The following is a 15,322-nucleotide window of genomic DNA, read 5'->3' as shown; positions in this document are numbered from 1 at the left end:
GCGTGGTGTTGCATCCGCGCAACACCCCCCGCGCCCCGCCCGCACGCGAAGCCGCTTCGCCCGGAGGATAAATCCCCATACGACAACAACTTGGAGATCACCACCCGGAGGCACGGCGATTGAACAGTCCGTCTGCCGCTCCAGCCGGACGGGCACCACGCCGGGAATGCTTTCTTCTCCCTCCCACGCTCACCGCACAATGACGAACGGCCGCCGCAGTCTCCGCCCTCCCGCGCCCAGCGCCGGGACGGACCGGACCGCGGCCTTCCATCCGATGGGATCGGCCACGCGATGATGAACTGGATGCCGAAGGCCGTGCGGCGCGCGGGCGCGGGCGTGGTGGAATGGGCGCGCGCCGCCATGTTCGTGCCGATGGAGCGGCTTCTCCCCGTCGACCGCTCCACCTGGTGCTTCTGCACCTGGGGAACCTATCCCCACACCCTCGACAACCCGCGCGCGGTGTTCGAGCGGGTGAAGGACGACCCGTCGATCCGCAAGGTGGTGCTCACCCGGGGCGGCGTCGCGCCGGTGCGGCCGGTCGAGGGCGCGAACGTGCACATCGTCGACGCCGGGTCGCCGCGGGGGATGTACTGGATGGCCCGCGCCGCGGTGGTGGTGATCGGCTACAGCCTGCGCAACATGTGCAGCTACAGCCGCTTCCTGACCGCCAAGCACCGCATCGTGCAGCTCTCGCACGGGGTGGCGCTGCGGCGGATCTGCCGCATGGCGCCGGGCGAGGACTGGTGGGCCCGCGAGACGCCGCGCTACGCCGCCACCCTCTGCTCGTCGGAGCGCGACCGCGAGATCATGGCGCAGGCCTACGCGCCCGTGCCGGCGGAGCGCGTGTGGCTGACCGGGCTCCCCCGCAACGACTTCATCGTGGAGCCCGAGGAGCGGCTCCCCGCCGACTACCGGCGGATGCTGGAGGGGCTGCGGCGCGAGGTGGCCGGGCGGCGGCTGGTGCTGTACGCGCCCACCTGGCGCAGGGCCGGGCGCACCCACTACGCCTTCACCGCCGGCGAGACGGCGGCGCTGGAGGAGCTGCTGGCGGCGCACGGCGCGGTGCTGGGGATCCGCGGGCACTCGAACGTGCGCGAGCACGCCGCCTACACCCGCGAGTACGGCTCGGGCGCGTTCATCCAGGTGAACGAGCTGCCCGACGTGGCCATGGCGCTGCGCGTGGCCGACGTGCTGGTGACCGACTACTCCAGCATCTACATCGACTTCCTCCTCCTCGACCGGCCGGTGATCCACTTCGTGTACGACCGGGCCGAGTACCAGGGCGAGCGCGGCTTCCTGTACGACCTGGACGAGGCGTTCGGCGGCCCGGCGCCCGAGACCTTCGCCGAGCTGCTGGTGCACCTGGAGCAGGCGCTCGCCCGCCCCGCGCTGCACGCGGAGCGGCGCGCGCACGCGAACGCGCTCTTCCACGCGCACCCGGACGATTCCGCGCAGGCGGTGGCCGACCGCATCCGCGCGCTGGCCGGGGCGGCGCCGCAGCCGGACGCCGAGCGCGTCCCCGCCACGGCGCCGGCGGCAACGGCCGCCTGACTTCATCCGCGCCGGCCGCCCGACCGCGGGCGCCGGCACCCGATTCCAGCCGAGGACGCATCCCGTGACCACACCCGTCGAACGATCGCCCTACAAGGTCATCATCCTCTGCGGCGGCACGGGGATGCGCCTGCGCGAGGAGACCGAGTTCCGCCCCAAGGCGCTGGTGGAGATCGGCGGACGGCCGATCCTGTGGCACATCATGAAGCACTACTCGCGCTACGGGTATCGCGACTTCGTGCTGGCGCTGGGCTACAAGGGCGAGATGATCGCCGACTACTTCGAGAACTACTTCCGGCTGAGCTGCGACTACACGCTGACGCTGGACGGGCGCGGCGAGCGCGTGTTCCACCACGAGCCCGGCGGCGACGAGCAGGGGTGGCGCATCACCTTCGCCTGGACGGGGCAGGACACCATGACCGGCGGGCGGATCGCGCGCGCGGGGCGCTACGTGCGCGAGGAGCTTTTCCTGGCCACCTACGGCGACGGCGTCTCCGACGTCCCCATCCCCCGCGTGGTCGACTTCCACCGCGCCAGCGGGCGGGCGGCCACGCTGGTGGGCGTGCCCCTCCCCTCGCCCTTCGGGGTGGTGGAGACCGAGGACGGCGCGGTGACCGAGTTCCGCGAGAAGCCGCTGCTGGGCGGGCGCATCAACGGCGGGTTCTTCGTGTTCAGCCGCGAGGCGCTGGCCTACTTCGGCGGCGACGACGAGGAGCTGGACCGCCCGCTGAACCGGCTGGTGGCCGACCGCGAGCTGGGGATCTATCCCCACGACGGGTTCTGGAAGTCGATGGACACCATGAAGGACGTGATCGACCTGAACCGCCTGTGGAAGGCGGGCGACGCGCCGTGGAAGACCTGGAGCGACGCGCCCCCGCCCTTCGTGCCCGCGCACCAGCTCGACCCGGCGTCGCTGGCGCCGCGCGCCGAGGTGCGCCGCCCCGTGCCCGCGGCGGCGCCGTGAGCGAGTCCGCCGCGCCCGCGCAGAGCGAGTTCAGGACCGTCGGGCGGCACACGCTGGTCTACGGCGCCGGGCTGATGCTGGGGAAGCTGGCCAGCTTCCTCATGCTCCCCGTCTACACGCGCTTCCTGTCCACCGCGGACTACGGCGTGCTGGAGCTGCTGGGGATGACCATCGACGTGATCGCCATGATCGCGGGGGTGGGGCTGGCCTCGGGCGTGTTCAAGTTCTACTCCGAGCTCTCCGGCGAAGCCGACCGGCGGAAGCTGCTGGCCACGGCCGCGCTGGGGAGCACCGCGCTGGCCCTGGTCACCGCGCTCGCCGGGATGGCGCTGGCCGGGCCGCTCAACCAGCTGGTGTTCAGGGGCGCGTCCGATCCGCAGTACTTCCGCATCTTCTTCCTGATCTACTTCTTCCAGTCGGCCGCAGCGCCCGGGCTGCTGCTGATGCGCATCCGCGAGCGCTCGGTGCTGTTCGTGGCCGCCAACCTGGCCACGCTGGTGGCGCAGCTGTCGCTGAACATCTGGTTCCTGGTGTTCCGCGGGATGGGGCTGGAGGGGGTGATGCTCGGCAACGCGCTGGTGTCGGGGGCCTCCGCGCTGGCGCTCGGCGCCTACACGGTGCGCCACGTGGGCGTCGCCTTCTCGCTCCCCCGCTTCCGGCAGCTGGCCCGCTTCGGCGCGCCGCTGATCGTGGTGTCGCTGGGGAGCTTCGTGCTGACCTTCTCCGACCGCTACTTCCTGAACTGGTTCACCGACACCGCGTCGGTGGGGGTGTACGCGCTGGCCTACCGCTTCTCCTTCGTCCTCTCCACCCTCACCGTGGTCCCCTTCAGCCAGGTGTGGGAGCCGCGGCGCTTCGAGGTGGCCCGGCGCCCCGACGCGGGCGAGGTGTACCGGCGGATGTTCCTCTACTATTCCCTGGTGCTGGTGGGCGGCGCCGCGCTGATGACGGCGGTGATCCGCGACGTGCTGGCGGTGATGGCGGCGCCCGAGTTCCTCCCGGCGCACCGGGTGGTGCCGCTGATCCTGGTCGCCACCATCCTGCAGCAGTGGGCGGCGTACGCCTGCGTGGGGCTGTACCTGCGCAGCCGGACGGGGGTGCTGGCGTGGGTGTCGGTGGCCAGCGTGGCCGTCACCCTCCTGCTGAACGCGCTGCTCATCCCCCGCTTCGGGATGATGGGCGCCGCCTGGGCCACCATCGGCGCGTACGTGCTGCGCTTCGGGCTGACCTACGCCTTCTCGCAGGCGGCCTACCGCATCCACTATCCGTGGGCGCGGGTGTCCGTGCTGGTGATGCTGTTCCTGGGCGTGTCGGCGGCGCGGCTGCTGGTGACGCCGTCCAGCCTGCGCGCCTCGCTGGCCTTCGGTCTGCTGCTGGCCCTGGCGACGCTGGTGGTGGGGTGGCAGGTGCTCGACGCGGGGGCGAAGGCGGCGCTCCGCGGCTTCCTGCGCCGCCGTGCGCGCCCGGCCTACCCGGCCGACGCCGGGCGCCAGCCGGGGCTGGTGTGACCGCCCGCGGTGCGGAGATGAGCCCCGCCCCCCGCGTCCTCTGCGTGGACTACAGCCTCGGGTTCGGCGGCGCGATCAAGAGCCTGTCGCTGACGCTCGGCGCGCTGCGCGGCCACGACGTGCAGGTCGTCACCAGCCAGGACGCGGAGATCGTGCGCACCTGGCTGGCGGGCCGCCGCGTCCGCTCCCTGCGCCGGGTGATGAACTACCGCTCGCTGGGCCGGCTGCGCGCCGCGATCGAGGCACGCGTGGGGACCGGCGCGCTCCGCTGGGTCGCCTTCAAGGCGCTGGCCGCGGCGGACCTCGCGGTCACGGCGAAGAACGCCGCGCGGCTCGCCTGGCTCCTGCGGCGCGAGCGGATCGATCTCCTCCACCTGAACAACGGCTTCACCCCGCCCGAGGCGCTGCTTGCGTCGCGAGTGACGGGCGTCCCCTGCGTCGTGCACGCGCGCGACTTCCACGCGGACCGCAGCCGCGCGATGCGCTGGGCGATGCGGCCCGTGGCGCGGGTGATCGCCGTCTCCGGCGCCGTGGCCGAGGCGCTGGACGGGCTGCTCGCGCGCGACCGGATCACCATCGTCCACGACCCGGTCGACGCGGAGCGGATCGAGGCCGCCGCATCGCGCCGCGACGCCGTGCGCGCGGAGTGGGGGATCGCGCCCGGCGCGGTAGCGGTGGGAATCGTCGGCCGCGTGATCCCCTGGAAGGGGCAGATGGAGTTCGCCCGCGCCGCGCTGGCCGCGATGGCGGACGAGCCCTCGCTCCACGCCGTCGTCGTCGGCGACGAGTCGGACGGCGCGCGCGGCTACCTCGACGCGATTCGCGCGCTCGTCGCCACATCGCCCTTCGCCCACCGCTTCACCTTCGCCGGATACCGCGCGGAGGTGGAGGCGTGCTACGCGGCGCTCGACGTGGTGGTGCACGCCTCCATCACCCCCGAGCCCTTCGGGATGGTGGTGCCCGAGGCGATGGCGGCCGGGCGCGCGGTGATCGCGGCGGACGCGGGCGGCCCGCGCGAGGTGGTGGCGGACGGGATCGACGGCGTGCTCGTCCCCCCGGGCGACGTCCCGGTGCTGGCCGCGGCGATGCTGCGGCTGGCGCGGGACGCGGATCTCCGCGCGCGGCTGGGGGATGCGGCGCGGGCCAAGGCGCGCGAGCGCTTCCGCCCCGAGGCCAGCGCGGCGGCGGTGGTGGCGGTGTACGCGTCGGTCCTGGCCGGGCGCGTGGCCGCGGCGCCGGTGGCGGAGGTGTCGCATGCGTGAGCGGCGCGGGGACGCAAGCCGCGCGGAGGGCGCCCGTGGGTAGCGCCGAGGCCCGCCCCGTCTCGCCGCTGCGCGCGGTGATCAAGCGCGTGGCCGAGCGCACCCTCTCCGCCGCGCAGGTCGACCGCCTGGCGCTGGCGCTGCGGCCGCGGGGGCTGCTGGTGCTCGCCTGGCACAACGTCGTCCCCGCCGGGGAGCGGGTGCACGGGGACGCGAGCCTGCATCTCCCGCGTGACGCCTTCGCACGGCAGCTCGACGCGCTGGCCAGGACACACCACGTCGTCCCGCTCGCCCAGGCCTTCGAGCGCACGGGTGACGACCGCCCGCGCGCCGTCATCACCTTCGACGACGCGTGCCTGGGCGCGGTGACGGCGGGGGTGGACGAGCTGGAGACGCGCGGCCTCCCGGCCACGATCTTCGTCGCCCCCGGGCTGCTCGGCACCGCGCCGTGGTGGGACGAGCTGGCGGGGGCGGACGGGCTCGATCCATCGGTCCGCGAACATGCGCTGGACGTGCTCGGCGGGCGCCCGGACGACGTCCGCGCGTGGGGTAGCTCCGCCGGGCTCGCGCGCCACGACGTCCCCGCGCACCAGCATATCGCGACGGAAGACGAGCTGCGCGCCGCCGCCGGCCGGCCGGGAATCACGCTGGCGCCGCACGGCTGGAGCCACACCAGCCTCCCCGCGCTATCTCCCGACGAGCTGGAGATGGAGCTCGCGCGGCCGCTCGCCTGGCTGCGCGAGCGCTTCGCGAACGGGCTTCCCTGGCTCGCCTATCCCTACGGCCACACCTCGGCCGCGGTGGAGGACGCGGTGGCGCGCGCCGGCTACACGGGCGCGTTCCGCGTGGACGGCGGCGCGTTCGTCCCCTCCGTCGCGCGGACGCGGCCGTTCGCGCTGCCGCGGCTGAACGTGGCGGCGGGGGTGTCGGACGAGGGCTTCCGGCTGCGCATCGCCGGGGTGCGGAGGGGATGATGCTCGCCGAATCGCTCGCCGCCGCGCCCGGATCTCCCGGCGCCGCCGATGCCGCGACGGACGACGGACGCCCGCTCACGATCGTCCACCTCGCCGCGCCGGCGCGCTTCGGCGGGCTGGAGCGGGTGGTGGAGATGCTGGCCGGCGGGCAGGCCGCGCGCGGACACCGCGTCCATCTCGCGGCGATCCTGGATCCCGGCGCGGCGGACGGGCACCCGCTCCTCGCCGCGCTCACGGAGACCGGCGTCTCCGTGCACGTGGTCGATCCCCCCGCGCGCGCCTATCGCCGCGAGCGCGCGGCGGTGCGGGCGCTGCTCGCGCGGCTGCGGCCGGACGTCGTCCACACCCACGGCTACCGTGCGGACGTGCTGCACGGCGCCGCGGCGCGCGGGCTGGGCATCCCCACCCTCTCCACCGTGCACGGCTTTACGGGTGGGGATTGGAAGAACCGGGTGTACGAGTGGCTCCAGCGCCGGGCGCTGCGCCGCTTCGACGCCGTCGTCGCGGTCTCGCGGCGGATGGGGATGGAGTTGGAGCGCCGCGGCGTGCGCGCCGACCGCCTGCGCGTGATCGCCAACGCATGGACGCCGGGCGCGCCGCCGCTCGCGCGCGACGAGGCCCGCCGCGAACTGGGGCTCGGCGGCGGCGTGTTCGCGCTGGGCTGGGTCGGCCGAGTATCGCGGGAGAAGGGGCTCGACGTGCTGGTGGACGCGCTCCCGCACCTGGCCGATCTCCCGATCCGGCTCGTCGTCCTCGGCGACGGCCCCGAGCGCGGCGCGGTGGCCGCGCGGGCGGAGCGGCTGTGCGTCGCGGGGCGGATCGACTGGCGCGGACCGGTGGCCGGCGCCGGGCGGTGGATGGCGGCGTTCGACGCGTGGGTGCTCAGCTCGCGCACCGAGGGAACGCCGGTAACGCTGTTCGAGGCCGCGTTCGCCGGCGCGCCGATCGTGGCCGCGGCAGTGGGCGGCGTCCCCGACGTGGTCTCGCCCTCCTCGGCGATGCTCGTCCCCCCCGAGCGCCCCGACGCGCTGGCCGCGGCCATCCAGGCCGTGTACGGCGACCCCGCCGGTGCCGCCGACCGCGCTCGCCGCGCGCGCGAGCGCATCGAGACGGCGTATGCGCCCGGCCCGTGGCTCGATGCCCACGACACCCTCTACCGGCGCGCCCTCTCCCGCGCGCGTAGCCGATGACCCTGCTCGCCTGCGCCCTGGCCGCCCTCCCGCTCGCGCTCGCCGTCTACGCGTACGCGCTGTATCCGCTCGCGCTTCGAACGATCGCGATCGTCCGCCCCGCCCCGCCGCCGCCGGCTGATCCCGCGGAGTGGCCGCTGCTCAGCGTCAGCCTTCCCGCGTACAACGAGGAGGCGCAGCTCCCCGGCGCGCTGGACGCGCTGCTGGCGTGCGACTATCCGCGCGAGCGGCTGCAGGTGCTGGTGATCTCCGACGCGTCGACCGACGGCACCGACGCGCTGGTGGAGGGCTACGCGGAGCGCGGCGTGGAGCTGCTGCGGATGCCGGCGCGCAGCGGGAAGACGGCGGCCGAGAACGCCGCCATCCCCCACCTGCGCGGCGAGGTGGTGGTGAACACCGACGCGTCGATCCGCGTCCATCCCGGCGCGCTGATGGCGCTCGCGCGGCGCTTCGGCGACCCGTCGGTGGGCGTGGCGTCGGGGCGCGACGTGAGCGTGGCCGAGGAGGGGAACGCGAACGTGGCGGAGACGGGGTACGTGGGGATGGAGATGACGATCCGCGACCTGGAGACGCGGCTCGGCGGGATCGTGGGCGCGTCGGGATGCCTGTACGCCATCCGCATCGGCCTCCACGGCGTGCCCTTCCCCGCGCACCTGAGCCGCGACTTCGCCGCGCCGCTGACCGCGCGCGACCACGGCTTCCGCGCCGTGTCGGCGGCCGACGCGCTGTGCACGGTGCCGCGCACGGGGTCGCTCCGCCGCGAGTACCGCCGCAAGCTGCGCACGATCAGCCGCGGGATGGAGACGCTGGTGTACAGGCGCGGGCTGCTGAACCCGCTGCGCCACGGCGGGTTCGCGCTGAAGCTGTGGAGCCACAAGGTGTGCCGCTGGGCCGTTCCCGTCGCCGCGGTGCCGGCAGCCGTGGCGCTGGCCGCGCTTGCGCCGTCGCACGCCTGGGCCGCGGCGCTGCTGGGCGCGGGGCTCGCCGTGGCCGTGCTGGCCGGCGTCGGGTGGATGTGGCCCGAGGAGAAGCCGATGCCGCGCCTCGTGGCGATGCCGGCGTTCGCGGTGTGGGGGAACCTGGCGGCGGTCGGCGCCCTCATGCGCCTGATCCGCGGCGCCGACGACCACGTGTGGGAGCCGACGCGCCGCGCGGTGCTGCCCGGGACGCGATAAATCCGAAACAGCAGATCTCACGCAGAGCAGCAGAGGCAGCAGAGGTGATTTCTCCGCTGCCTCTGCTGTTCTGCGCGAGCCAACTTTTCCGAGGTCTTTTCTCAGGGCGGATGGAGTTGTCCGGCCAAGCTCGGACGTTGAGCGACTAAAGCGGAATGGACGAGCGCGAGCAGTCGTGCAACGTGCTCGCGGGCTGCTTCGAGATCCTCCGGCTCCAACTCTTCGTCGTCACCGTACAGCGCGGCGTGGCGCCCGCCCCGGACGTTCTGCAGCGCGTCCGCGGCGCGCTCGAGATCGTCGTCCCCAAGCGCCCCGGCGGCATAGAACGTGGCGTAGTGATGGCCGCCCACGGCCCCGCGAATGCGATAACCCGCTGCGCGGACCAGCGCGGAGGCCGCACGGAACGCCGCCTGGTACACGTGCATGAACGCGCCCGCGACGCTCAGTCCCGCGACGGATGCATCCGACCACTCGCGCAGCGCGGCGGCCCAGATCGCGGCAATCTCTCCGCATCGTCCCCGTGAACCTCTTCCAAGCTACGCGACTCGATCAGCCGCTCGATGCGTTGCGAGTTCATTGTGCAGCCTCCGCGAGATGGTCCTCGTCGCCCACCAGCCAGCGCTTGGGGCCGGAGAGGATGCGCTGGAGCACGGCATTGCCCGCCGCGAGCTGCCGCCTGAGCTTCTCGCGCGTGTAGGCGCGCACCTCGACGGGGCGGCCCAGCAGCACGGATGCTTCCGCCGCCTGGCGGCCCACGTCGCCCGCGGCCGCGGCGTCGCCGACCACCAGCACGTCCACGTCGCTGTCCTCGCGCGCATCTCCACGCGCGAACGAGCCGAAGACGAACGCGGCCTCGATCCCCGGCATGCCCGCGAGCGCCTCGGTGACGACTTCCGCGGGATCGGCGAAGTCGCGGACGAGCTGGCGAAGCGTCTTCCACGCAGGATGCGCATCCGCCGCGCGATAGAGCGTCCGGCCTCCGGCATCGACGCGCTCGACGAGACCGCGGCTCTCCAGCCGTCTCAGCTCCCGGTTCAGCGAGCTCATCGAGAGCCCGGAGCGGCGCTGGAGCGCGCGCACGTGCTCGATACGCCCGGGATTCAGCGCGAAGTGCACCACCAGACGGGCCAGCGCCGCCGAAGCCAGCAGCTCGCTCAGTCCACTCCTCTCCATCCCCCTCACTGGCTTTCGCGACAATCACCACCTCGCATCAAGGTTTGATCCAAAATTTGGATCAATGAGCATCTCCCGTCAACCCAACAGAATCAACGTGTTCGCAGGCGCGGCGATCTTCCGCGCCCGCGCCGCCTGGACCATTGCGACATGCGCCGAATCCGCGTCCGTCCAGGTGTAGCCGAACAGCTCGCGCCAGGCGCGCGGCGGAATCTGTGGCATGCATCCGAGCGTCAGGCGGCCTGTGGCTCGGAAGCCGGCCACAGATTCCTCAGGCGCCACGGCTTCGGCATGGAAGACAGGGCGGCGCAGCGCCTTCGGAATGACATTCCTTCCTCCTTTGGTAGAGTCTTCGCGACTTCACCGGACAGGGCGATTGGGCAAAATCGCAGACACGAGAAAGCCCCGCTGCAGGAGCGCAGCGGGGCTTCGAGGTTGATCTGCCGTCTAGGGCAGCTCGCCCATGAGAATCCGGGCGAGCTTCGCCGGGTCGATGTTGCCGCCCGAGACCACGCACACGACCCGCCGCGCGTCCGCGACACCCTTGAGCGCCGCGGCGACGGAAGCAGCGCCCGCTCCCTCCGCCACCACGCGGGTCCGCTCCACCAGCAGCCGGATCGCGGCCGCGACCTCTTCGAGCGAGACCGTCAGCGCACCCGACAGCAGCGTGCTGGCCAGCGGCCAGATCTCGGTGAGCACGCTCTTCCCCCCGATTCCGTCCACGAAGCTGGCGACGTACTCGCACGCCACCGCTTTCCCCTCCGCCAGCGAGGCCCGCAGCGGCGCGGCCGTCTCCACCTCGCAGGCATACACCTTCGCCTCGGGCCGCAGCGCGCGCGTGGCCGCGGCGATCCCCACCGACAGCCCGCCGCCGCCGTAGGGGACCAGGATCGCGTCGGCGTCCGGCAGGTCCTCGAAGATCTCCAGCGCCACGGTGCCGTTGCCGGCCATCACCGCCCGATCCGACACCGGGTGCACGAAGACCCCCTCGATGCCGGGGTACTCGTGCTCCACCAGCACCTGCCACCAGCGGTCGAACGGGACCTTCACCATGCGGCCGCCGAGCCGCTCGATGGCCGCCAGCTTGGCCTGTGGGGCGTGGTCGGGGACCACCACCGTACAGGGCACGCCGAACTCGCGCGCCAGCCACGCCACGCCCTGTGCCATGTTGCCGGCGCTGGCGGTGTAGACGCCGCGCCGCAGCAGGTCGCGCGGCGCGCTCAGCATCACGTTGCCGGCGCCGCGCAGCTTGAACGAGCCGATCGGCTGCAGGTTCTCGAGCTTCAGCCACACCTCGGGCGCACCGGCCGGGAGGTGGAGCCGTACCAGCGGCGTGCGCACCGCCACACCCCGCAGCTGCCGCGCCGCGTCGCGCACCTCGTCGAGGGTGGGGGCGGAGAGCTCGTGGACCGCTGCCGGCATGCTGCCTCCGTGAACGTTCGAACGTGGCCGTGCCGCGGCGTACGTGCGGCCGCCTTTCTCAGTCGCCGCGCTCGCCGCCCAGCTCGAGGCGCGTCCCGGTGCCGGCGGCCATCGCCCGCGCGTAGACCAGGCGTGCGGCCGCGAGGTCCTCCACGGCCACTCCCACGGACTTGAAGAGGGTGATCTCCTCGGGCGACCGCCGCCCCGGGCTGCGGCCGAGCAGGACCTCGCCGAGCTCGGCGACGATGTGGTCATCCCCCACCACGCCCTCGTCGCGGGCCTGGAGGAAGTCGCCGGCCTCGGCCAGCGCCGACTCGCGCCGGTCCACGAAGAGCCGGGCCCGGCGCACCGCCTCGGCGTCGAGCTCGCGCGCCGTCCGCTGGCTGGCGCCCACCGCGTTCACGTGCGCTCCCGGCGCCAGCCACTCGCCGCGCAGCACCGGCTCACGGGACGAGGTGACCGTGCACACCAGCGAAGCACCCCGCACCGCGTCTTCCGCCCGCTCGACCGGCTCCGCCGTCTCTCCCAGGCGCTCGCGCGCGGTCCGGGCGAAGGCGTGCGCCCGCTCGGCGCGGCGGCTCCAGACGCGGATGCGCGCCAGCGGCCGTGCCGCGCGCATCGCCTCCAGGTGCGTCAGCGCCTGAACGCCCGCCCCCAGCAGCGCGAGGTCGGCCGGGCCCTCGCGCGCCAGCGCCCGCGTGGCGACCCCCGAGGCGGCGGCGGTGCGTATGGCCGTGATGGAGCTGGCGTCGAGCACCGCCAGCAGACGGCCGTCTTCGGGATCGAAGAGGAGCACCGCCCCCTGGTGGGAGTCCAGCCGCGACCCCTCGTTCCCGGGAAAGACGGTGATCACCTTGATCCCGAGCGTCGCGGGCTCCCCGACCCAGGCGGGCATCGCGCCGAACACGCCGCGGCCGTCCGGAAGCGGCACGACGGTGCGGAGCGGCAGCCGCGCGTCGCCGGCGGAGAGCGCCCGCAATGCGCCGGCGACGGCATCCATGCAGTCGGGCATCGGAAGCAGTGCCTGGACCTGCGCCTGGGAGAGTACGAGGACGTCCATCGAGTCGGCGGAGGCTCTGAGGTGATGCGAGTGCGCCGGACAGGATTCGAACCTGTGATCTTCGGCTCCAGGTACTCTCCCGCCCGCCTCCCGGTAGAATCTCCTAAAGCTCACCCGATGCAGACGGGTCGTCCGTCATGCCCTGCCCATGGGGACGTGCCGCCCTCGCTCATGGGAGCAAAGGTGAAGCCCGGCCGTGTCCCCACGGCGTAGCGCGCGTGGACCGGGCGGCCGGCGTGAACCAGGAGGGCCGGCACCTCCCGCGGGAGGGTGATCGCGCTGTCGTTCACGTCCAGGCGATGGCAGCCGAACACGCGCACCCGGGTGAGCAATGCAAGCCCCTCGTTCCCGCGCGGGCGAGGGACCGTCACCATCCGGCCGCCGCCGAGGATCCGCGGCGGCGCGCGCCCGACGCTGCTGCGCAGCCGGAGCAGTTCCACCTGGCGTTCCCGCCCCGCGCGGGGCTGCCCGATGCTCCACGTTCCCAGGTGTACGGAAACCCGCTCGGGGACGAGGATTCCGCCCGGCGCGAGCTGCGCCGCCAGGTTGCGCGACACCGCCACCTGCGGCTCGTTCTCCAGCGCCCGCTGCATCGTCTCGGCGATGACGACATGGATGGCGCGGCCGTGGCGGTACCTCGCGGCGTCCGCGGTCACCACCGCCGCCACCGTGCTCTCCACGCCCACCGCCGCCACCAGCCGCCTCACGCTCTCCGTCGACCGGCCGTGCAGGTCGATCAGGGTGACGCGCAGGCCCCGCGGCGCGAGGCTCGGAAGCAGCGGAAGCAGGAGCGTTGCGAAGGGGCCGGTCCCCGCGTAGACCACCTCCAGCGTCTCCCGGAAGCGCCCTCGCGCCGCCTCGAGCGCGGCGAGCACGCCGCGCAGGAACGCCGCCGTGCGCCAGAAATCCAGGACGCAGCGCGCGGCCTCCACCGGCGAAATGGCGCGCCCGGCGCTGGTGCCGGTCCCTTCCCGGCGCGGGTCGGCCGCGCCGGCGTCCAGCCCCGCGGCGTCCGCGAGCCGCGCATACAGCGCTTGCGCCGCGCTTCTCACCTCTCCGAAGCTCGTCCGCTCGTCCAGCAGCCGCAGGAGCGGGCGGTGCAGGTCGTTCAGGAGGCCCACCGCCGGGATGCGCGTGAAGGTGATGGCACCGGGCTTCGGCGGGCAGGCCGGCTGCGGGGACTGGCCGCGGCGCACGTCCGGCCTCGATCGGCCCGCTGTACCCTCGTCGAGTCGGAGTCCTCTTGCTGAAAATCCGCTGATCGGATGACGAATATATGAACGCCGCGAAAAAGGCCCAAACGCAGGAACCCCCGCGACCGCTGCAAGTGCAGCAACCGCGGGGGTTCTGATGTCGTTCAGTGCGCCCGACAGGATTCGAACCTGTGACCTCTAGCTCCGGAGGCTAGCGCTCTATCCAGCTGAGCTACGGGCGCGCAGTCGAGCGGGAGGCGGAATAAGCCGAGTTCTGTAGACCCGTTGCCGGGCCGAGGATCATTTCTCTGGGACCGCCGTTGCCGGCGGCCTCGTGCGGCCTACCCGGAACTGTGAAGGACCTGGATCCTTCGCGGGGCGGGCCGCCCCTCGTTCCTGTTCGGCCTTGCTCCGGGTGGGGTTTGCCCTGCCCCCGTCGTTGCCGCCGGGGCGGTGCGCTCTTACCGCAACCGTTTCACCCTTGCCTGTGCCCCCAGCGGAGGCCATCGGCGGTCTGTTCTCTGTGGCACTTTCCGTCGCCTTGCGGCGCCCGGCCGTTAGCCGGCACCCTGCCCTGCGGAGCTCGGACTTTCCTCGACGCGCTCAGGGCGCGCCGCGATCCTCACTCGCCTCCCGACCCGTATTTTCAATCAGGCAGTGCCCAGGAGAGGACTCGAACCTCCACGCCGGTTAAGGCACCAGATCCTTAGTCTGGCCTGTCTACCAGTTTCAGCACCTGGGCATCACAACCCAGCCGGTGCGTTCGTGCCGCGGACAGTGCTCCCGAGAGGACTCGAACCTCCACGGGCTTGCGCCCACTAGATCCTGAATCTAGCGCGTCTACCAGTTCCGCCACAGGAGCTTGGCTGTCCACAACCGGCACCGACTGCAAGCGGCGAGCGGCTGGTTACCGTACTCGCCGCCGAAGCGCACCCGAGGGCGCGCACCAACGAAGGCCCTAAGAATAACGAATTCCCTGATGTTCCGAAAGGGCCCGCCGGACTTTTCGCGGCGAAATGCCGGATTCCACCGCCAGATCGGTCCCCGAATCTATCTCCCCTGTCAACCCCCGCCGAGGCGGACCGTCCTGCGCCGGATCCGTCCATCGCGGCGCGGACCGCCCCATCTGTCGGCCCCCTGGTGAAGTACCTCATCGCCCGGCGTCCGCGGCGTAGGCGTACATCCCCACCAAGATCCGTCGTGGCACGACTGGCGCGGCCGCAGGCACCCTCACCCCGCGCCTTAGAGCGCTCGCCCTCTCCCGATAACGGGAGAGGGTTTAGTGCCGTCTGCCGCTCAGACTTATTCCGCACCTCGAGACTCACGTGCACCGCGATCGTGGCGGGGTGGCTCGCTCTCGGCGCCAACGCCTTCTCGGCGCTGAGTTCTCCCCTCCCCTGCGCAGCGGGGGAGGGGCCGGGGGAGGGGGCCAGCCCGCGGCCGCGCAAGAGTTCGCCGGCCGCGCCGCCACTCAGCACTCAGCACGCAGCACTTCACGTCACCGGGTGCTCCACCGGCGCAGCACCTCCTCGACGCCTTCCAGGTGCGTGCGCATGCGCTCGACGGCCAGCGCCTCGTCGCGCTTCTCCAGCGATGGTCATCGGCTCTCCTTGGAATGCATCTCCGTCACGCCCGAAAGGACGTCATCCTGAGGCCGGTCAGACCGTAATCAGCGTCGACGCAGGAGCTTGCAGGCCGAAGGATCTGTGGGTAGTGACTCCCTTTGACATGGACGAATCGAACAGATAGCTTCTCGCGCCTGGGTTTCGCTGGCTTCCCCAAGCCTGGAGAGGGAGATGGCGCGCCAACGCACGAAGCAGAGTGAGCCGTGCCCGCACTGTGGAGGCACG

The 15,322-nt window shown here is 72.8% G+C and carries 13 protein-coding genes, 3 tRNA genes and 1 other RNA gene; 7 read left to right on the top strand and 10 right to left on the bottom strand.

Annotated elements, in window-relative coordinates:
- The first annotated feature begins 303 nt into the window (after nucleotides 1-303).
- From VF092_25315 to VF092_25285, 7 genes are all read left to right on the top strand, one after another.
- Nucleotides 304-1,551, top strand: coding sequence for a CDP-glycerol glycerophosphotransferase family protein (locus tag VF092_25315; GenBank protein ID HEX6750631.1), 1,248 nt, complete (start codon nucleotides 304-306; stop codon nucleotides 1,549-1,551).
- A 64-nt stretch (nucleotides 1,552-1,615) separates the two neighbouring features.
- Complete coding sequence (locus VF092_25310; GenBank protein HEX6750630.1) at nucleotides 1,616-2,515, top strand: glucose-1-phosphate cytidylyltransferase; 900 nt, start codon at nucleotides 1,616-1,618, stop codon at nucleotides 2,513-2,515.
- Nucleotides 2,512-4,023: an oligosaccharide flippase family protein gene (locus VF092_25305; protein HEX6750629.1), complete on the top strand. Its 1,512-nt coding sequence runs from the start codon at nucleotides 2,512-2,514 to the stop codon at nucleotides 4,021-4,023. Before VF092_25310 ends, VF092_25305 begins: the two co-directional genes overlap by 4 nt.
- A gap of 17 nt (nucleotides 4,024-4,040) precedes the next feature.
- Nucleotides 4,041-5,285, top strand: coding sequence for a glycosyltransferase family 4 protein (locus VF092_25300; GenBank protein ID HEX6750628.1), 1,245 nt, complete (start codon nucleotides 4,041-4,043; stop codon nucleotides 5,283-5,285).
- 35 nt (nucleotides 5,286-5,320) lie between these two features.
- Complete coding sequence (locus VF092_25295; protein ID HEX6750627.1) at nucleotides 5,321-6,259, top strand: polysaccharide deacetylase family protein; 939 nt, start codon at nucleotides 5,321-5,323, stop codon at nucleotides 6,257-6,259.
- Complete coding sequence (locus VF092_25290) at nucleotides 6,259-7,449, top strand: glycosyltransferase (protein ID HEX6750626.1); 1,191 nt, start codon at nucleotides 6,259-6,261, stop codon at nucleotides 7,447-7,449. Before VF092_25295 ends, VF092_25290 begins: the two co-directional genes overlap by 1 nt.
- A complete protein-coding gene (locus VF092_25285) occupies nucleotides 7,446-8,624 on the top strand; it encodes a glycosyltransferase (protein ID HEX6750625.1) in 1,179 nt (392 codons plus the stop codon). The genes VF092_25290 and VF092_25285 overlap by 4 nt, the downstream gene beginning before the upstream one ends.
- Before the next feature lie 101 nt (nucleotides 8,625-8,725).
- Here the strand turns inward: VF092_25285 and VF092_25280 are convergent, their stop codons facing one another.
- The 10 genes from VF092_25280 to VF092_25235 form a co-directional block, all read right to left on the bottom strand.
- Nucleotides 8,726-9,049, bottom strand: coding sequence for a hypothetical protein (locus VF092_25280; GenBank protein ID HEX6750624.1), 324 nt, complete (start codon nucleotides 9,047-9,049; stop codon nucleotides 8,726-8,728).
- A 148-nt stretch (nucleotides 9,050-9,197) separates the two neighbouring features.
- Nucleotides 9,198-9,797 (bottom strand): nucleotidyltransferase domain-containing protein, encoded by a 600-nt coding sequence (locus VF092_25275; protein ID HEX6750623.1) that lies wholly within the window; start codon nucleotides 9,795-9,797, stop codon nucleotides 9,198-9,200.
- A 78-nt stretch (nucleotides 9,798-9,875) separates the two neighbouring features.
- Complete coding sequence (locus tag VF092_25270; protein HEX6750622.1) at nucleotides 9,876-10,019, bottom strand: hypothetical protein; 144 nt, start codon at nucleotides 10,017-10,019, stop codon at nucleotides 9,876-9,878.
- Between the two features lie 225 nt (nucleotides 10,020-10,244).
- Nucleotides 10,245-11,219 (bottom strand): pyridoxal-phosphate dependent enzyme, encoded by a 975-nt coding sequence (locus VF092_25265; GenBank protein HEX6750621.1) that lies wholly within the window; start codon nucleotides 11,217-11,219, stop codon nucleotides 10,245-10,247.
- Nucleotides 11,220-11,277: 58 nt separating this feature from the next.
- Nucleotides 11,278-12,279, bottom strand: coding sequence for an ornithine cyclodeaminase family protein (locus VF092_25260; GenBank protein HEX6750620.1), 1,002 nt, complete (start codon nucleotides 12,277-12,279; stop codon nucleotides 11,278-11,280).
- Between the two features lie 110 nt (nucleotides 12,280-12,389).
- Entirely contained in the window at nucleotides 12,390-13,475 is a 1,086-nt protein-coding gene (locus VF092_25255) for a hypothetical protein (GenBank protein ID HEX6750619.1), read from the bottom strand.
- Between the two features lie 165 nt (nucleotides 13,476-13,640).
- Nucleotides 13,641-13,714 (bottom strand) — tRNA-Arg (locus VF092_25250).
- Nucleotides 13,715-13,719: 5 nt separating this feature from the next.
- Nucleotides 13,720-14,108: RNase P RNA component class A (gene rnpB / locus VF092_25245), an RNA gene on the bottom strand.
- Between the two features lie 22 nt (nucleotides 14,109-14,130).
- Nucleotides 14,131-14,214 (bottom strand) — tRNA-Leu (locus tag VF092_25240).
- 36 nt (nucleotides 14,215-14,250) lie between these two features.
- Nucleotides 14,251-14,334 (bottom strand) — tRNA-Leu (locus tag VF092_25235).
- Between the last annotated feature and the right edge of the window lie 988 nt (nucleotides 14,335-15,322).

Origin of the sequence: Longimicrobium sp., from assembly GCA_036377595.1 — a bacterium.
GTDB lineage: Bacteria > Gemmatimonadota > Gemmatimonadetes > Longimicrobiales > Longimicrobiaceae > Longimicrobium.
This window is presented reverse-complemented; position numbering and strand designations above follow the sequence as displayed.